The 14,212-nt window shown below is 73.9% G+C and carries 12 protein-coding genes; 7 read left to right on the top strand and 5 right to left on the bottom strand.

The window, feature by feature from the left end:
- Nucleotides 1-218: 218 nt before the first annotated feature.
- Complete coding sequence (locus ACIA8O_RS30250; RefSeq protein WP_396297203.1) at nt 219-1,790, bottom strand: DEAD/DEAH box helicase; 1,572 nt, start codon at nt 1,788-1,790, stop codon at nt 219-221.
- A gap of 599 nt (nt 1,791-2,389) precedes the next feature.
- Between ACIA8O_RS30250 and ACIA8O_RS30245 the strand changes: the two genes are divergently transcribed.
- Nucleotides 2,390-3,145, top strand: coding sequence for a ferritin-like fold-containing protein (locus ACIA8O_RS30245; RefSeq protein ID WP_396297144.1), 756 nt, complete (start codon nt 2,390-2,392; stop codon nt 3,143-3,145).
- A 12-nt stretch (nt 3,146-3,157) separates the two neighbouring features.
- Here ACIA8O_RS30245 and ACIA8O_RS30240 read toward each other — a convergent pair whose 3' ends face one another.
- The 3 genes from ACIA8O_RS30240 to ACIA8O_RS30230 all read right to left on the bottom strand — a co-directional run bounded on the left by ACIA8O_RS30240 (nt 3,158) and on the right by ACIA8O_RS30230 (nt 4,605).
- Entirely contained in the window at nt 3,158-3,433 is a 276-nt protein-coding gene (locus ACIA8O_RS30240; RefSeq protein WP_396297143.1) for a hypothetical protein, read from the bottom strand.
- Nucleotides 3,434-3,586: 153 nt separating this feature from the next.
- Nucleotides 3,587-3,814, bottom strand: a complete 228-nt coding sequence (locus ACIA8O_RS30235; RefSeq protein WP_345287327.1) for a DUF3107 domain-containing protein — start codon at nt 3,812-3,814, stop codon at nt 3,587-3,589.
- 134 nt (nt 3,815-3,948) lie between these two features.
- Entirely contained in the window at nt 3,949-4,605 is a 657-nt protein-coding gene (locus tag ACIA8O_RS30230) for a TetR/AcrR family transcriptional regulator (protein ID WP_396297142.1), read from the bottom strand.
- Nucleotides 4,606-4,858: 253 nt separating this feature from the next.
- Here ACIA8O_RS30230 and ACIA8O_RS30225 point away from each other — a divergent pair, with 253 nt between their 5' ends.
- From ACIA8O_RS30225 to moeZ, 5 genes are all read left to right on the top strand, one after another.
- The gene (locus tag ACIA8O_RS30225; RefSeq protein ID WP_396297141.1) at nt 4,859-5,767 is read left to right on the top strand and encodes an alpha/beta fold hydrolase; all 909 of its coding nucleotides are present in this window, start codon (nt 4,859-4,861) and stop codon (nt 5,765-5,767) included.
- 298 nt (nt 5,768-6,065) lie between these two features.
- A complete protein-coding gene (locus tag ACIA8O_RS30220) occupies nt 6,066-7,643 on the top strand; it encodes a DUF3492 domain-containing protein (protein ID WP_396297140.1) in 1,578 nt (525 codons plus the stop codon).
- A complete protein-coding gene (locus ACIA8O_RS30215; RefSeq protein ID WP_396297139.1) occupies nt 7,643-8,674 on the top strand; it encodes a hypothetical protein in 1,032 nt (343 codons plus the stop codon). The genes ACIA8O_RS30220 and ACIA8O_RS30215 overlap by 1 nt, the downstream gene beginning before the upstream one ends.
- Nucleotides 8,675-8,733: 59 nt before the next feature.
- Nucleotides 8,734-9,684 carry an NAD-dependent epimerase/dehydratase family protein gene (locus ACIA8O_RS30210; protein WP_396297138.1) on the top strand — a complete coding sequence of 317 codons (951 nt, stop codon included), beginning with the start codon at nt 8,734-8,736 and terminating at the stop codon, nt 9,682-9,684.
- Between the two features lie 183 nt (nt 9,685-9,867).
- A complete protein-coding gene (gene moeZ, locus ACIA8O_RS30205; protein ID WP_396297137.1) occupies nt 9,868-11,046 on the top strand; it encodes an adenylyltransferase/sulfurtransferase MoeZ in 1,179 nt (392 codons plus the stop codon).
- A gap of 76 nt (nt 11,047-11,122) precedes the next feature.
- Here the strand turns inward: moeZ and ACIA8O_RS30200 are convergent, their stop codons facing one another.
- The gene (locus ACIA8O_RS30200) at nt 11,123-13,726 is read right to left on the bottom strand and encodes a flippase-like domain-containing protein (protein ID WP_396297136.1); all 2,604 of its coding nucleotides are present in this window, start codon (nt 13,724-13,726) and stop codon (nt 11,123-11,125) included.
- A gap of 143 nt (nt 13,727-13,869) precedes the next feature.
- Here ACIA8O_RS30200 and ACIA8O_RS30195 point away from each other — a divergent pair, with 143 nt between their 5' ends.
- On the top strand, nt 13,870-14,196 hold the full coding sequence (locus ACIA8O_RS30195; RefSeq protein ID WP_396297135.1) for an MGMT family protein: 327 nt from the start codon (nt 13,870-13,872) through the stop codon (nt 14,194-14,196).
- Nucleotides 14,197-14,212 lie beyond the last annotated feature (16 nt).

The following is a 14,212-nucleotide window of genomic DNA, read 5'->3' as shown; positions in this document are numbered from 1 at the left end:
TGGCGTGGGGCCTGCGGCGCCGGGTTGGTGGTGGTTACACCGGGGGCGCGGGGAACTGCGCGCGGCGGAAGGACGAAACCCGTGTGCCGGGTACGGAGGCTCACGTGCAAGTGGCTGTCCGTACCCGGCACACGGGTCTGTGTCTTCCGATTCGCGCAGTTCCCCGCGCCCCTAACCGCCCTCCGGGCGGCCCGGAGGGCGGCACGGGGTGGCGCGGGTTACTCGGCGGCGGGGGTCTCCGCGGCCGGGCGGCGGGTGCGGGTCCGGGTGCGGCGCTTGGGGGCCTCGCCGTCGGCCGCCGGGGCGGCTTCAGTGGCGGGGGCCTCGACGGCGGCGGCCTCGGTGGCGGCGGCGCGGGGGCGACGGCGGCGGCGCTTGGGGGCGTCGCCCTCGACGGCCGGGGTGGCCTCGCCGGCCTGGGCCGGGATGACCGGGGCGGTCTCGGTGGCGGGGGCCTCGGCGACGGGCTGGCCGTCGGCGCCCACGCCGCCGCGGGTGCGGCGGCGCTCGCGCGGCTTGCGGGCCGGCTTCTCGGCGGCGGGCGCCTCGGGCGCGGCCGCGCCGCGACGGCCGCCGCGGGTGCGGGAGCCGCGGCCGCCGGTCTCGCCGAGGTCCTCGATCTCCTCCGCCTTCAGGCCGGCCCGGGTGCGCTCGGAGCGCGGCAGGACACCGGTGGTGCCGGGCGCGATCTTGAGCAGCTCGTAGAGGTGCGGCGAGGTGGAGTAGGTCTCCTCCGGGTCGGTGAACGGCAGGTCCAGCGCCTTGTTGATGAGCTGCCAGCGCGGGATGTCGTCCCAGTCGACCAGGGTGACGGCGGTGCCCGAGGCGCCGGCGCGGCCGGTGCGGCCGATCCGGTGCAGGTAGGTCTTCTCGTCCTCGGTGCACTGGTAGTTGATGACGTGCGTGACGCCCTCGACGTCGATGCCGCGGGCGGCGACGTCGGTGCAGACCAGCACGTCGACCTTGCCGGAGCGGAAGGCGCGCAGCGCCTGCTCGCGGGCGCCCTGGCCGAGGTCGCCGTGGACCGCGCCGGCCGCGAAGCCGCGCTGGGTCAGCTGGTCGGCCACGTCGGCGGCGGTGCGCTTGGTGCGGCAGAAGATCATCGCCAGGCCGCGGCCGTCGGCCTGCAGGATGCGGGCGACCATCTCGACCTTGTCGAGCGAGTGCGCGCGGAAGACGTGCTGCTCGATGTTGGCGACGGTGGTGCCGGTGTCGTCCGGAGCGGTGGCCCGGATGTGGGTCGGCTGGCTCATGTACCGGCGGGCCAGCGAGATGACCTGGCCGGGCATGGTGGCGGAGAAGAGCAGGGTCTGCCGCTTGGCCGGCAGCATGGTGATGATCTTCTCGACGTCCGGCAGGAAGCCCAGGTCGAGCATCTCGTCGGCCTCGTCGAGGACCAGCGCGCGGACCTTGGAGAGGTCCAGCTTGCGCTGGCCGGCCAGGTCGAGCAGGCGGCCCGGGGTGCCGACGATGATGTCGACGCCCTTCTTGAGCGCCTCGACCTGCGGCTCGTAGGCCCGGCCGCCGTAGATGGCGAGGACGCGGACGCCGCGGACCTTGCCGGCGGTCTGCAGGTCGTTGGTGACCTGGGTGCAGAGCTCGCGGGTGGGCACCACGATGAGCGCCTGCGGGCTGTCGGAGAGCTGGTCGGCGGTGGCCCGGCCGGCGTCCACGTCGGCCTTGACGACGACCCGCTCGATCAGCGGGAGGCCGAAGCCGAGGGTCTTGCCGGTGCCGGTCTTGGCCTGGCCGATGACGTCGTGGCCGGTCAGCGCGACCGGCAGGGTCATCTCCTGGATCGGGAAGGGGTGGACGATCCCGACGGACTCCAGGGCCTCGGCGGTCTCGGCCAGGACGCCCAGGTCCCGGAAGGTGGTCTTGGTGGGTTCAGCGGTGGTGGACAGGGTGCTGCCTCTTCCGTGTGGGTGGGCCGAGAGCGAGAGAGGCGGCGTGGCAGCCCCGTGTTCGGTCGCGGGCCGTGTCACAGCCCGTCCCGTCGTCACGAGGTCGCACAACCGCGCCGGCCCCTGTGCCCTGCCGACCCGAGCGGCCCGGTTCGGGGCGCGGGGTGCGGCGGCGTCGGGGAGGATTCCCTTGAGGGGCGCGGCGCGGGACCTTGCGCCGGGGGGAGGCGCGGTCCGCGGCGGCCCTCGCTCGGCCACTGATGCGGTGCCAGGGCCCGAAGTCCGGGCCATGGTCGGAGCCGATCGGCTCTCCGACCGGGCATCCGCGTACGTGAACGCCCGGTGTCCTGCGCGGCACCTTCATGTGCCGCCCGGATACATCGGGCCTCACTACCACCATACAGTCAGGCGACGACTCGAACACGTGACGTGCCCTACTCCGTGCCGACCGTCCCTGCTCAGGGGGAGGCACTAGGGTGGCGGGAATGGAGACTCAGGCCGCCGACGACGGCACCCCGCTGGACGCTTCCGCCACTTCCGACGCTCCCGCCTCCATCGGCGGGTGGGAGGCCAGGGCCGCCGACCCGGGGTACCGGGCCGCCGTGCTGGACCTGCTGGGGGCGCTGGCCTACGGCGAGCTGAGCGCCTTCGAGCGGCTGGCGGAGGACGCCAAGTTCGCGCCCGGGCTGGTCGACAAGGCCGCGCTGGCCAAGATGGCCTCCAACGAGTACCACCACTACCAGCAGCTGCACGACCGGCTGGTCGAGGTCGGCGCGGATCCGACCGAGGTGATGACCCCGTTCGTCGAGCCGCTGGAGAACTTCCACCGGATGACCGCGCCTTCGGACTGGCTGGAGGGCCTGGTCAAGGCGTACGTCGGCGACGCCATCGCGACCGACTTCTACCGCGAGGTGGCCGTCCGGCTGGACGACGACACCCGGGACCTGGTGCTCAGCGTCTCCGCCGACACCGGGCACGCCCAGTTCGCGGTCGACCGGGTGCGGCAGGCGATCGAGGAGGACCCGCGGGTCGGCGGCCGGCTGGCGCTCTGGGGCCGGCGGCTGATGGGCGAGGCGCTCAGCCAGGCCCAGCGGGTGGTGGCGGAGCGGGACGCGCTCTCCAACCTGCTGGTCGGCGGCGCCGAGGTGCAGGGCTTCGACCTGGTCGAGGTCGGCAAGATGTTCAACCGGATCACCGAGGCGCACACCCGGCGGATGGCCGCGCTGGGGCTGGCCTCCTGACCGGAGGGCGCCTCAGGCGTGCCGGTGGCGGCCGTGGCCGGCCGCGCGGTCCGGGCGGGCCAGCACCGAGAGCAGCAGGGCCGAGCTGACCGCGGAGAAGAGCAGGGCCAGGCCGGGCAGCCGGTCGTCCAGGGCGTAGCCGGAGACAACCCCGCCGATCAGGGCCGAGACCACCGCGGTGCAGACGGTCAGCGCCCTCGGACTCGGGAAGTAGTCCGCGAACAGCACCAGCGCCACGGCGGCGACGGCCAGTCCGATGACGGCGAAGGCGATCGACTGCAGGACCACGGGCTGCCTCCCAGGTGTGGGGCCGGGGCGGGGGGTACCACCCGGGCCATACCCCGTACGGACCGGTGGTACGCGCACCGGACGCGGAACGGCCGCCCCTTCGGGTGAAGGGGCGGCCGTCCGCCTGAGACAGCGTCAGGTGCTGCCGGTGCGTCAGATGGTGCCGAAGCCGACCTTGCGGACGCTCGGCTCGCCGATCTCCACGTACGCCAGGCGCTCGGCCGGGACGATGACGCGGCGGCCCTGCTCGTCGGTCAGCGTGAAGAGCTTCGTGGTGCCCTCCAGCGCCTTGGCGACCGCGCTCTCGACCTCATCGGCAGTCTGCGAGCTCTCGAGAACGATCTCTCGGGGCGCGTGCTGCACGCCGATCTTGACCTCCACGGCTTCCGTCCCTCCGGGTTTGCAGTCATCCGTGCGCTCGAACCGCAGTTCGCGGCCGTCGCGTCTTACGGCTTCACCATAGAGCACCTGCCCGGCCCGGCGGCGAAGGTCCCGCGATCACCGCGGGACTCCGGTCAGCCGGCGGGGGACTCCGCGCCCTGCTCGCCCGGGTGCATCGGGAAGCCCTTGAGGCCGCGCCAGGCCAGGCTGGCGACCAGCTTGACGGCGGCGTCGCGCGGGATCTCCAGGTTCTGCGAGAGCCAGTAGCGGGCGGTGATCTGGGCCAGGCCGCAGACGCCGACCGCGAGCAGCTTGGACTCGGCGTCGGGCAGGTCGGTGTCCTCCGCGATCACCTGGCTGACCAGGGTGGCGCTGGCGTCGGCGGCCCGCTCGACCCGCTCGCGCACGGCGGGCTCGTTGGTCAGGTCGGACTCGAAGACCAGGCGGAAGGCGCCGGACTCGCTGGAGACGTAGTTGAAGTACGCCTCCATGGTGGCGGCCACGCGCTGCTTGTTGTCGGTGGTGGCGGAGAGGGCGTCCCGGGTGGCGTCGACCAGGGCGTCGCAGTGCTTGTCGAGCAGCGCGAGGTAGAGCTCCAGCTTCCCGGGGAAGTGCTGGTAGAGGACGGGCTTGCTGACGCCCGCGCGGTCGGCGATGTCGTCCATCGCCGCGGCGTGGTAGCCCTGGGCGACGAACACCTCCTGCGCGGCACCGAGCAGTTGTTCACGGCGGGCGCTGCGCGGCAGGCGGGCGCCGCGCGGGCGCTCCTGGGCCTCCTGGACGGCCGACACGGGCGCTCCTCACTTCTCGGTCCGCGGCACGCCCGGGACGGGGGTGGTGTGCCGTGCGTGGCTTGCAGAGGAGTCCGATTCTACTTTTGGGTAACCGGATCCGCGCCGGGCGAGCGCAGATCAATTACCCCTCGGACCCCTTGTCGGGAGCCCACAATACGGTGCCGACCTGCGCTGTCCAGAGGCCGAGACACCGGCGGGGGTGCTCGTGGGGGCTGGGCCCGCTCCCGCCCGCTCACTACGATCGTGCTCCATGAGCACTGAGCAGCGGGTGGCGGACGGGGCGGGCGCGGGGCGGACCGTGGAGGTCCCGGGGGCGGTGCTGGCGGTGCACGGGCCCGCCACGCGGTCGGCCGACCTGCCGCCGGCGCTCTTCGTCCACGGGCTCGGCGGCTCCGGGGACAACTGGACCGAGCTGATGACCGAGCTCTCCGACGTGCTGGACGTGGAGGCGGTGGACCTGCCCGGTTTCGGCTGGTCGATGCCCCCGCAGGACGGCAACCTCTCGCTGAACGGCCACGTCCGGGCGGTGATCGGCTACCTGGAGGCCTCCGGACGCGGCCCGGTCCACCTGTTCGGCAACTCGCTGGGCGGCGCCGTCGCGGTCCGGCTGGCCGCCCTGCGGCCCGACCTGGTGCGCAGCCTCACCCTGATCTCCCCGGCGCTGCCCGAGCTGCCCCCGCAGCGCACCGCCTGGCCCACCGGCCTGCTCGCGCTGCCCGGGGTGGCCGCGCTGCTGAGCCGCACCCGCGCCCCCGGCGGCGACGTCGAGGCGGCCACCCGCCAGCTGATGGCGCTGGTCTACGGCGATCCGGCGGCGGTGCCGTCCGGGCAGTGGGACCGGGCGGTGGCCGAGTACCGGCGCCGGGCCGGACTGCCGTACGCGCTCTCGGTGTTGGCCGGATCGGCCCGCGGGATCGTCTCGGCCTACACCGAGCGCGGGGACCAGTCGCTCTGGCGGCAGGCGGCGCAGGTGAAGGCGCCGGTGCTGCTGGTGTACGGGCTGAAGGACAAGCTGGTCTCGTACCGCTCGGCCCGGAAGGCCTGCGCGGCCTTCGCGGACGCCCGGCTGCTGGTGCTGCCGGAGGCCGGGCACGTGGCGATGCTGGAGCACCCGGAGCGGGTGGCGCGGGCCGTGCGGGAGTTGTTGGCGGCCTCCTGACCTGCGGCCTCCCCGGTGCCGGGCCCTTGCTGACGGGGCGTCAGCGGCCTTGCGGAACGGCTCAGTCGGGGTGAGGTCACGCGGTTTCACTCGTTCAGGTGGCCTGGACGCCCATGTCGGAGGCGTTCTCAGCGATTCGTTCTACCTTCGTGGTGTCGGACCGAACAGGTGTGGGGGAAGCGCGGCCCCTCCGGGTGGTCCCGGAGCAGCCGCGCGGGTTCTGAGTACTGGTACGTGGGCTGACGTCGTCGCGTAACCGCACCCGGTCAACACGAACCGCTGCGCCCTGGAGGTCGTCGTGCGCATTGCCCTGATCACCGAGAGTTCCCACTCGTACGCACGCCGTGCCGACGGCTGGTGCGGGCGGCTGGCCGAGGGGCTGGCCGAGCACGAGTTCCGGATGTACGTGCTGGGCGAGGGGGGCGGGGCCCGGGGCGGGCGGCTGCCGGTCAGCGAGCTGCCGATCTGGGGGCGGCGGCCGCGCGGCCGGGGGCCCGCGCTGCACCGGCGGCGGTCGTACGCCCAGGCCTACCGGGCGCTGGTGCGCTCGCTGGTGATACCCGGGGAGAAGGACTCCTTCGGCCCCGCGCTGTACCGGCTGGCCGCGCTGGCCCGGGAGGACGGCGCGCTGCCCGCCTTCCTGGCCTCCGGGCCGGCCCAGCGGGTGCTGGAGCAGGTCTGGCGCTCGCCCGGGGCCGAGACGGCGGCCGGGCAGCCGCAGGTGCGGGACGTGCTGGTCGCGGCCGACCTGCTGGAGCAGTGCCTGCGGCCGCTCTCCGCGTCCTGGTACGGCGCCGGGGAGGACGGGCTCGGCGGGGCCGACCTCTGCCACGTGGTCGGCGGCGGCCCGGCGGCGCTGCCCGCCCTGGTGGCCAAGCAGCTGTACGGGGTGCCGTTCGTGGTCACCGAGCACGGGCTGCACCTGCGCGAGCAGTACCGGAGCTGGCGCACCGCGCCGTACCGCTGGCCGGTGCGGGCGCTGCTGATCGCCTTCTTCCGGCAGCTCACCGAGGAGACGTACCGTCAGGCCGCCGTGCTCACCCCCGGGAGCGACTACGACCGGCGCTGGCAGGAGCGCTGCGGGGCCGACCCGGCCCGGGTCCGGGTGGTGCACGAGGGCACCCCGGCGGTGGCCCGGCCGGCCGCCGGGCCGGAGCCGGAGCGGCCGGTGCTGGTCTGGGCCGGGGCGCTGGAGCCCGGGCGCGACCCGGCCCTGGTGCTGCACGCCTTCGCCCGGGTCCGGGCCGAGCTGCCGAAGGCGCGGCTGCGGCTGTACGGCGAGGAGGGCGCGCCCGGGTACCTGGCGCACCTGCGCGGGATCGCGGAGAAGCTCGGGGTGGGCGCGGCGGTCTCCTTCGAGGGGCGGCCGGAGGGCGGCGCGGCCGAGGCCTGGGAGGCCGGGCAGGTGGTGGTCTTCTCGGCGCTCGCCCAGCGCAGCCCCCGGCTGATCGCGGACGCGATGCTGAGCGGCCGGGCGGTGGTCTCCACCGAGGTCGGGGTGGCCCGGGAGGTGCTCGGGCCGACGGGGCTGCTGGTGCCGCCCCGCGACCCCGCAGCGCTGGCCGCCGCCTGCCTGGCGCTGCTCGGCGACGCGGAGCGGCGCGCCCGGCTCGGGCTGGCCGGGCGGCTGCGCGCGCAGGAACGGTTCGCGGTGGAGCCGGTGGTGACGGCCTTCCGCGAGGTCTACCTGGAGCTGGTCTCACGCTTCCCGGCGTACCCGGCGGCGGACCGTGCGGGCGGGGCGGAGAAGAAGGGGGCGAGGGCGGAGGTGCGGCCGTTCGCCCGGCCCGCCGAGTACTGGGTGGCCGGGCCGGTCGGGGGCGAGGAGGCTCCCGCTCCCGTCGGTGCGGTGGAGCCGTTGAAGGAAGCGGTCTGATGGTCGGGGGAGCGGGGGACCCGGTCCGGGAGTTGATGGAGCGTCACCGCAGGACCTGTGAGCAGGCGGTGGACGCGTTGGAGATAGCGGCCGCGCTGGAGGACTCCGGGATCGGACCGGGGGAGGCGGCCCGGTACCGGCACGCGGACGTGTTCTCGCTGGCGGAGGAGCTGTACGCCCGGGTGCCGCGGCGCCCGCCGCGGGCGCCGGCCACGGCGGCCGGCGGGGCCTGGCGGGAGCGGGCCGGGGCGGCGCTGCGGAGCGCCGTCCGGCACGGGCTGCCGGTGGTGGGGGTGGCGGTGGGCTGTGCGGTGGTGCCTGCGGCGCGGGGGCCGTTGGCGGTGCTGTGCGGCGGGTGGCTGGCGTGGGCGGCGACGCGGCCCGCGGGGCTGCTGGGAAGCGGAAGCGGCCGCGCGGGCGCCCCCGGGGTGACCACTTTCCCTGGTGTGGCCGCCTTCGTGGGCGGAGCCGCCGTCGCGCTGGCGCTGGTGGTGCCGGTGGTGGGTGGGGGGCCGGTCGGGGTGGTGTTCGGGGTGGCGGCGGCGGTGGGGGCCGGGGCGGTGGAGTGGGCGGCCGGGTGGCTGCGGCGGGTCGGCCGGGGGCACCTCGGTGCGGCGCGGACGATCGCGGACTTCCGGGCCCGGATGCGGCCGGTGCTCCCGGTCGCGGTCGGGCTGCACGTCCTGGCCGTGGCCGCCCTCGGTTTCGGCGGGCTGGTGCTGCTGACCGCGGCCGGTCCGGCCGGTGACGGCGGCCTGCTGTACGGCGCGCTGCACCGGGCCACCGGCCCGGAGTGGGCCGGGCAGGCCGCCCTCGGGGCGGTGCTGCTCCCGGCCGTGGTGCTGTTCCGCTGCGGCCGGCCGGCCCCGGCCCTGGCGGGTCTGGCGGTGGCGGGGGCGGGCGGGGCCCTGCTGACGGTGGCCCAGCCCGGGCCGGTTGCCCAGTTACTGGCCTGTTCTCCCGTGGCGGCGGTGCTGCTGCCCTACGCGTGGCTGGTGCTGGGGCGCCCCGGGGCCCACCGGGCCCCGTGACGTCCGGCCCCCTCGTACCCCTAGTTGTCTGCAATGGATCTCGTGGAAGGACACCCCAGATGAGGGTGCTGCTGTTGGGCGCCGACGGTTTCATCGGCCGTCGTGTCGCCGAGCGTCTGCTGGACGAACCGGACCTCCAGGTCACCGTGCTGGGCCGGCGGGATTCGGCCGACATCCGGTTCGACCTGACGGCGGGGAGCCCGGGCGCGCTGGCCCGGTTCCTGGACGCGGTGGCGCCCCAGGTGGTGATCAACTGCGCGGGGGCGACGTACGGCAGCTCGCGGATGCTGATCCGGTCGAACACGCTGGCCGTGGCCACCGTCTGCGAGGCGATCCGGCGCAGCCGGGAGCCGGCCAGGCTGGTGCACATCGGGTCGGCGGCGGAGTACGGGCCGATGCCCGCCGGGGTGCCGATCTCGGAGCACGCCGAGCCCAGGCCGTCCGGCCCGTACGGGGTGTCCAAGCTGGCCGGGACGGAGCTGGTGCTGGCCAGCGGGCTGGACGCGGCGGTGCTGCGGGTGTTCGACGTGGTGGGGCCGGGCTCGCCGGCCGCCTCGCTGTTCGGGCGGCTGGCGGAGGGGCTGCGCCGGGCGCTGGAGCAGGGCGAGCGGCAGGTGCGGATGCCGGACCTGTCCGGATACCGGGATTTCGTGGACGTCCGGGACGTGGCCAGGGCGGTGCAGTCGGCGGCGGTCTCGGCCGCCACCGGGGTGATCAACATCGGCAGCGGCCACGCCGTCCGGGCCCGGGACGGGGCGCAGCTGCTACTCCGGGCGGCCGGGTTCGAGGGCTCCATCAGCGAGGACGCCCGTCCGGCGGTGCTGCCGGGCCAGCCGGGGCCGTCGGGGGACCACCCGCCGCAGTACCCGCCGTTCCGGCCGGGCGGCGAGCCGGTGCAGTGGCGGCAGGCGGACGCCCGGACCGCCCGGGACCGTCTCGGCTGGCGGACACAGGTGCCGCTGGAGGAGTCGCTGGGGGACATCTGGCTGGAGACCGCCTGCCGGGTCTGAGCTCCCACCGTCCGCTCCCACCAGGGGTGTTGCGGGAATCCGGCCCGGTCCCACGATCCGGCGGAGGGTGTCTCACCAGACGGACCTGCTGTCTCGGAATACCTCGGTCGAGTGACACTGTTGGCGTAGCAGAGCCACTTCGGTGGCCCGCCAAGCCCCGAACTGACGACCATCGGAGTCACTGTGTCGCTGCCACCCCTGGTCGAGCCGGCCGACGAGCTCACCATCGACGAGGTCCGCCGGTACTCCCGCCACCTGATCATCCCGGACGTCGGGATGGCCGGGCAGAAGCGGCTGAAGAACGCCAAGGTGCTCTGTGTCGGCGCCGGCGGCCTGGGCTCGCCCGCCCTGATGTACCTGGCCGCCGCCGGTGTCGGCACGCTCGGCATCGTCGAGTTCGACACGGTGGACGAGTCGAACCTCCAGCGGCAGATCATCCACGGCCAGTCGGACATCGGCCGCTCCAAGGCCGAGTCGGCGAAGAACTCCGTGCTGGAGATCAACCCGTACGTCAACGTGATCCTGCACGAGGACCGCCTCGACAACGACAACGTGATGGAGATCTTCTCCGGCTACGACCTGATCGTCGACGGCACCGACAACTTCGCCACCCGGTACCTGGTGAACGACGCCGCGGTGCTGCTCGGCAAGCCGTACGTCTGGGGCTCGATCTACCGCTTCGACGGCCAGGCCAGCGTGTTCTGGGCCGAGCACGGCCCCTGCTACCGCTGCCTCTACCCGGAGGCCCCGCCGCCGGGCATGGTCCCGTCCTGCGCCGAGGGCGGCGTGCTCGGGGTGCTCTGCGCCTCGATCGGCTCGATCCAGGTCACCGAGGCGATCAAGCTGCTGGCCGGGGTCGGCGAGCCGCTGGTGGGCCGTCTGATGATCTACGACGCCCTGGAGATGAACTACCGCCAGGTCAAGATCCGCAAGGACCCGAACTGCGCGGTCTGCGGTGACAACCCGACGGTCACCGAGCTGATCGACTACGAGTCCTTCTGCGGCGTGGTCTCCGACGAGGCCCAGGAGGCCGCCGCCGGTTCGACCATCACCTCGAAGCAGCTCAAGCAGTGGCAGGACGACGAGGAGGACATCTTCCTGGTCGACGTCCGCGAGCCCGGCGAGTACGAGATCGTCTCGATCCCCGGCGCCACGCTGATCCCGAAGAACGAGTTCCTGATGGGGAACGCGCTGGAGTCCATGCCGCAGGACAAGAAGATCGTGCTGCACTGCAAGTCGGGCGTCCGCTCGGCCGAGGTGCTGGCCGTCCTCAAGTCGGCCGGCTTCTCCGACGCGGTCCACCTGGGCGGCGGCATCCTCGGCTGGGTCAACCAGATCGAGCCGCACAAGCCGTCCTACTGACGGGCCGTCACCGGACGGCGGAGGGGCGGGTGGCCGGTGGCCACCCGCCCCTCCGTGGTTCCCGGAGCACGGCGGTCTAGAGCGCGTCCTTGCGCTGGAGGACGTTGTAGAAGATCCAGCCGGGGATCACCGGGAGCCAGAAGGTCAGGGCGCGGTAGAGGAAGACCGCCGGGGTGGCGACGGTCGCCGGGACGTTGGACGCGATGAGCGCGCCGATCAGGGCGAGCTCGACGGCGCCGATGCCACCGGGGGTCGGGATGGCCGAGCCCGCCGCGTTGGCGGTCAGGAAGACCACCGCGACGGCGGAGAAGCTCATCGAGTACCCGAAGGCCCGGACCGAGGCGTCCAGGCAGGCGGTGAACGACAGGGTCAGCAGCAGGATGCCGCCGAAGCCGGTGACCAGCTTGCGCGGGCTCTGCATGAGGTCGAGCATCCGGGGCACCACGCCGAAGAACAGCGCCCGCACCCTGGTCACCACGAACCGCCGCAGCGGGGCGACCGCGGCGATGACCAGCGAGAGCACGGCGGCGCTCAGCACGCCGATGATCAGGGCCCGGGAGGCCCCGAACTCGCCCTCCCGCTGACTGCCCGTGATCAGGCCGAAGACGAACAGCAGGAGCAGGTGCCCGCCCAGACCAGCCAGCTGGGAGGCGCCGACGCTGGCCACCGCCTGGACCGGGCGGATGCCGGCCTTCTGCAGGTAACGGGTGTTCAGCGCGATGCCGCCGATCGCGGCGGGCGCGACCAGTTTCACGAAGGAGCCGGCCACCTGGGCCGCCACCGTCCGGGCGAACGGCAGCCGCTCCAGCACGAAGCCGGTCAGGCTCATCGCGGCCGCCACGTAGGTGAGTGCCGAGGCGGCGAGCGCGGCGGCCGCCCAGGCCCAGTTCATCCGGTCGAGGTTGAACTGTTCGGGCTTGATGGTGGTCAGCGCGAAGTAGGCCGCGAAGGCCAGGGCGACCACCGTGATGACGGTCTTCGGCCTGAGCCGCTCCAGCTTCTCGGGGGCCAGCGGGGCCTCCGGGACGACCTGGAGGATCTGGCCGCGGATCCGGCTCAGCAGGTCCTCGCTGGCGACCGCGATGTCCTCCTCGGCCTGCTGCTGGGTGCGCTCGCCGGAGGCCACCTGCTCCAGGGCCAGGGCCTGGGCGGCGGACTTGCGCTCCTTGTTCAGCCGGCCCAGGTCGAGCCGGGTGGTGCGGCTCAGGCCGACGGGCTGGAGCAGCGGGAGGGAGGCGGCCACCCGGTCGGCGCCGAGCACCCGGTTGGCGGTGGCCACCGCGCGCTCCGGGCCGACCCGCAGGGCGAAGGTGGTGAGCAGCTGGGCGATGTCGATCCGCAGGGTGAGGTCGCCGGCCGCGATGTCGCCGCCCGAGAGGTTGACCAGGTAGCCGGTCTTCTCGTCCACCACCAGCAGGGACTCGCCGGTGAGGCGGCGGTGCGCGATGCGGCGCTGGTGCAGGGCGTCGACGGCCTCCCAGAGCGAGGCCATCGCCTCGTCGGTGACCTCCTCGTCCACCAGCTCGTCCAGCGGACGGCCCGTCAGCTTCTCGTAGACCAGGATGGCGGCGTCCGGGCCGAGCTCGGAGGTGGCCACCAGCTGGGGGGCGCGGGCTCCGGAGGCGGTGGCCGCGTAGGCGATCAGCGCCTCCTGCTCCAGGGCCTGGCGGAGCGACTGGGGGCTGCGCCGGACGGCCACCGAGCGGAGCCTGACGCGGCGCCAGGCGCGGTAGAAGAAGCCGGAGGCCTGCTGCTCCCGGTCGATCACGTGGACGTCCAGCGGCGGCCCCGAGACCTGCTCCACGTAGTAGCGCCGGGTGCCGCCGGGGGCGTCCGGGGCGACGTGCGCGACGGAGGGGGAGAAGCCGACCTTGCGCAGGCCGATCAGCAGGTGCTGGCCGGTCGGACGGATGTTCGGGGAACCGATGGCGTAGAGGGTGGCGTAGGCCACCGACCAGCCGATCAGCACCGTCAGGATGAGGGAGAGCACGGTGGTGTAGCCGCTGGCCAGCTCGGTCAGGCCGCTGAGCAGCACCACCGACCAGAGGGCCACCCGCCAGCGCGGTCTGCTCGACATGCCGACGGCGGTCATGTAGGCGATCACCGGGGCCAGGTAGCCGTGCACCGGGTCGGTCAGCGACTGCGAACCGGGCGGGAACTGGGTCAGCGCGTTGCGCACCTCGTTCGGCGCCCCCGCCGCCACCCACCAGTCGACGCCGAGCGAGACGCCGTACGCCAGCACCGAGGCGAGGACACCGTCGGCGACCCGCAGCCCGTCGCGCTTGATCAGGCGCTCCACCGCGAAGGAGAGCGGTACCGCCAGCACCGCGATGCTGGCCACCAGCCCGGAGACGGTAGTGAGCCAGCTCGGGATGTGCTCGGCGTTCTTGGAGATGTCGGTCTCCAGGCCCGAGGTGGTGGAGACCGCGAAGCGGGCCACCAGGAAGAGGGCCACTATCCCGAGCACGCCGGCCAGGAACCTCAGCAGATCGGACGGTCGGTGTGCCCGGGCCGCCAGCAACGGCTCGTCGACGGCGACGTGCTCGCCGTTCGGTGGCTCCTCGGCCACTCCCTCTTCCCCCTTGGTCAGCCTGGCCGACGGCTCCGGAGAGCCGGACGGCTGGATGGTGGCGGGCTCCGCAGGGCCCTCTTCCACGTCCACGTCCGCCGTCCCGGTCATCTGGTCTTGTCCTCGTATCACCACTCACCGCCCCGTCAGATGGTGGCATGCCGGGGGCACCGGTGCGGGACAGGGTCCGCATCGGGCGCGGCGAATCCCCCGGACGGGCTCCGGCTGTCGGTGCTGTTTGGCAGGATGCCAGAGTGACGAACCGTGAGCCGCCGGATGAGCTTCCGCCGTACGTCGAGTCGGTGCTCGAACTGACCGAGCGGATCCCGCCGGGCCGGGTGATGACGTACGGGGACGTGGCCGAGTACCTCGGCCAGGGCGGCCCCCGGCAGGTCGGCCGGGTGATGGCGCTCTACGGCTCCGGCGTCCCCTGGTGGCGGGTGATCCGGGCCGACGGGCGTCCGCTGCCCGGCCACGAGCACCGGGCACTCCCGGAGTACCGGGTCGAGGGCACGCCGCTGAAACTGGTCGGCGGCGAACCGAGGGTGGACCTCAAGAAGGCCCGCTGGGACGGCGGTTAGCCGATCTTCGTACGGC

The organism is Kitasatospora sp. NPDC051853 (genome assembly GCF_044452665.1).
In the GTDB taxonomy this organism is placed as follows: domain Bacteria; phylum Actinomycetota; class Actinomycetes; order Streptomycetales; family Streptomycetaceae; genus Kitasatospora.
Note: the sequence above shows the minus strand (reverse complement) of the source record. Positions and strands in the feature narration are given on the sequence as shown.

Bases quoted from the DNA above. Each gene is read 5' to 3' on its own strand.
- ACIA8O_RS30250 (WP_396297203.1), bottom strand. From the start codon at position 1,790: ATGACCCTGCCGGTCGCGCTGACCGGCCACGACGTCATCGGCCAGGCC.
- ACIA8O_RS30245 (WP_396297144.1), top strand. From the start codon at position 2,390: ATGGAGACTCAGGCCGCCGACGACGGCACCCCGCTGGACGCTTCCGCC.
- ACIA8O_RS30225 (WP_396297141.1), top strand. From the start codon at position 4,859: ATGAGCACTGAGCAGCGGGTGGCGGACGGGGCGGGCGCGGGGCGGACC.
- ACIA8O_RS30215 (WP_396297139.1), top strand. From the start codon at position 7,643: ATGGTCGGGGGAGCGGGGGACCCGGTCCGGGAGTTGATGGAGCGTCAC.
- ACIA8O_RS30210 (WP_396297138.1), top strand. From the start codon at position 8,734: ATGAGGGTGCTGCTGTTGGGCGCCGACGGTTTCATCGGCCGTCGTGTC.
- ACIA8O_RS30200 (WP_396297136.1), bottom strand. From the start codon at position 13,726: ATGACCGGGACGGCGGACGTGGACGTGGAAGAGGGCCCTGCGGAGCCC.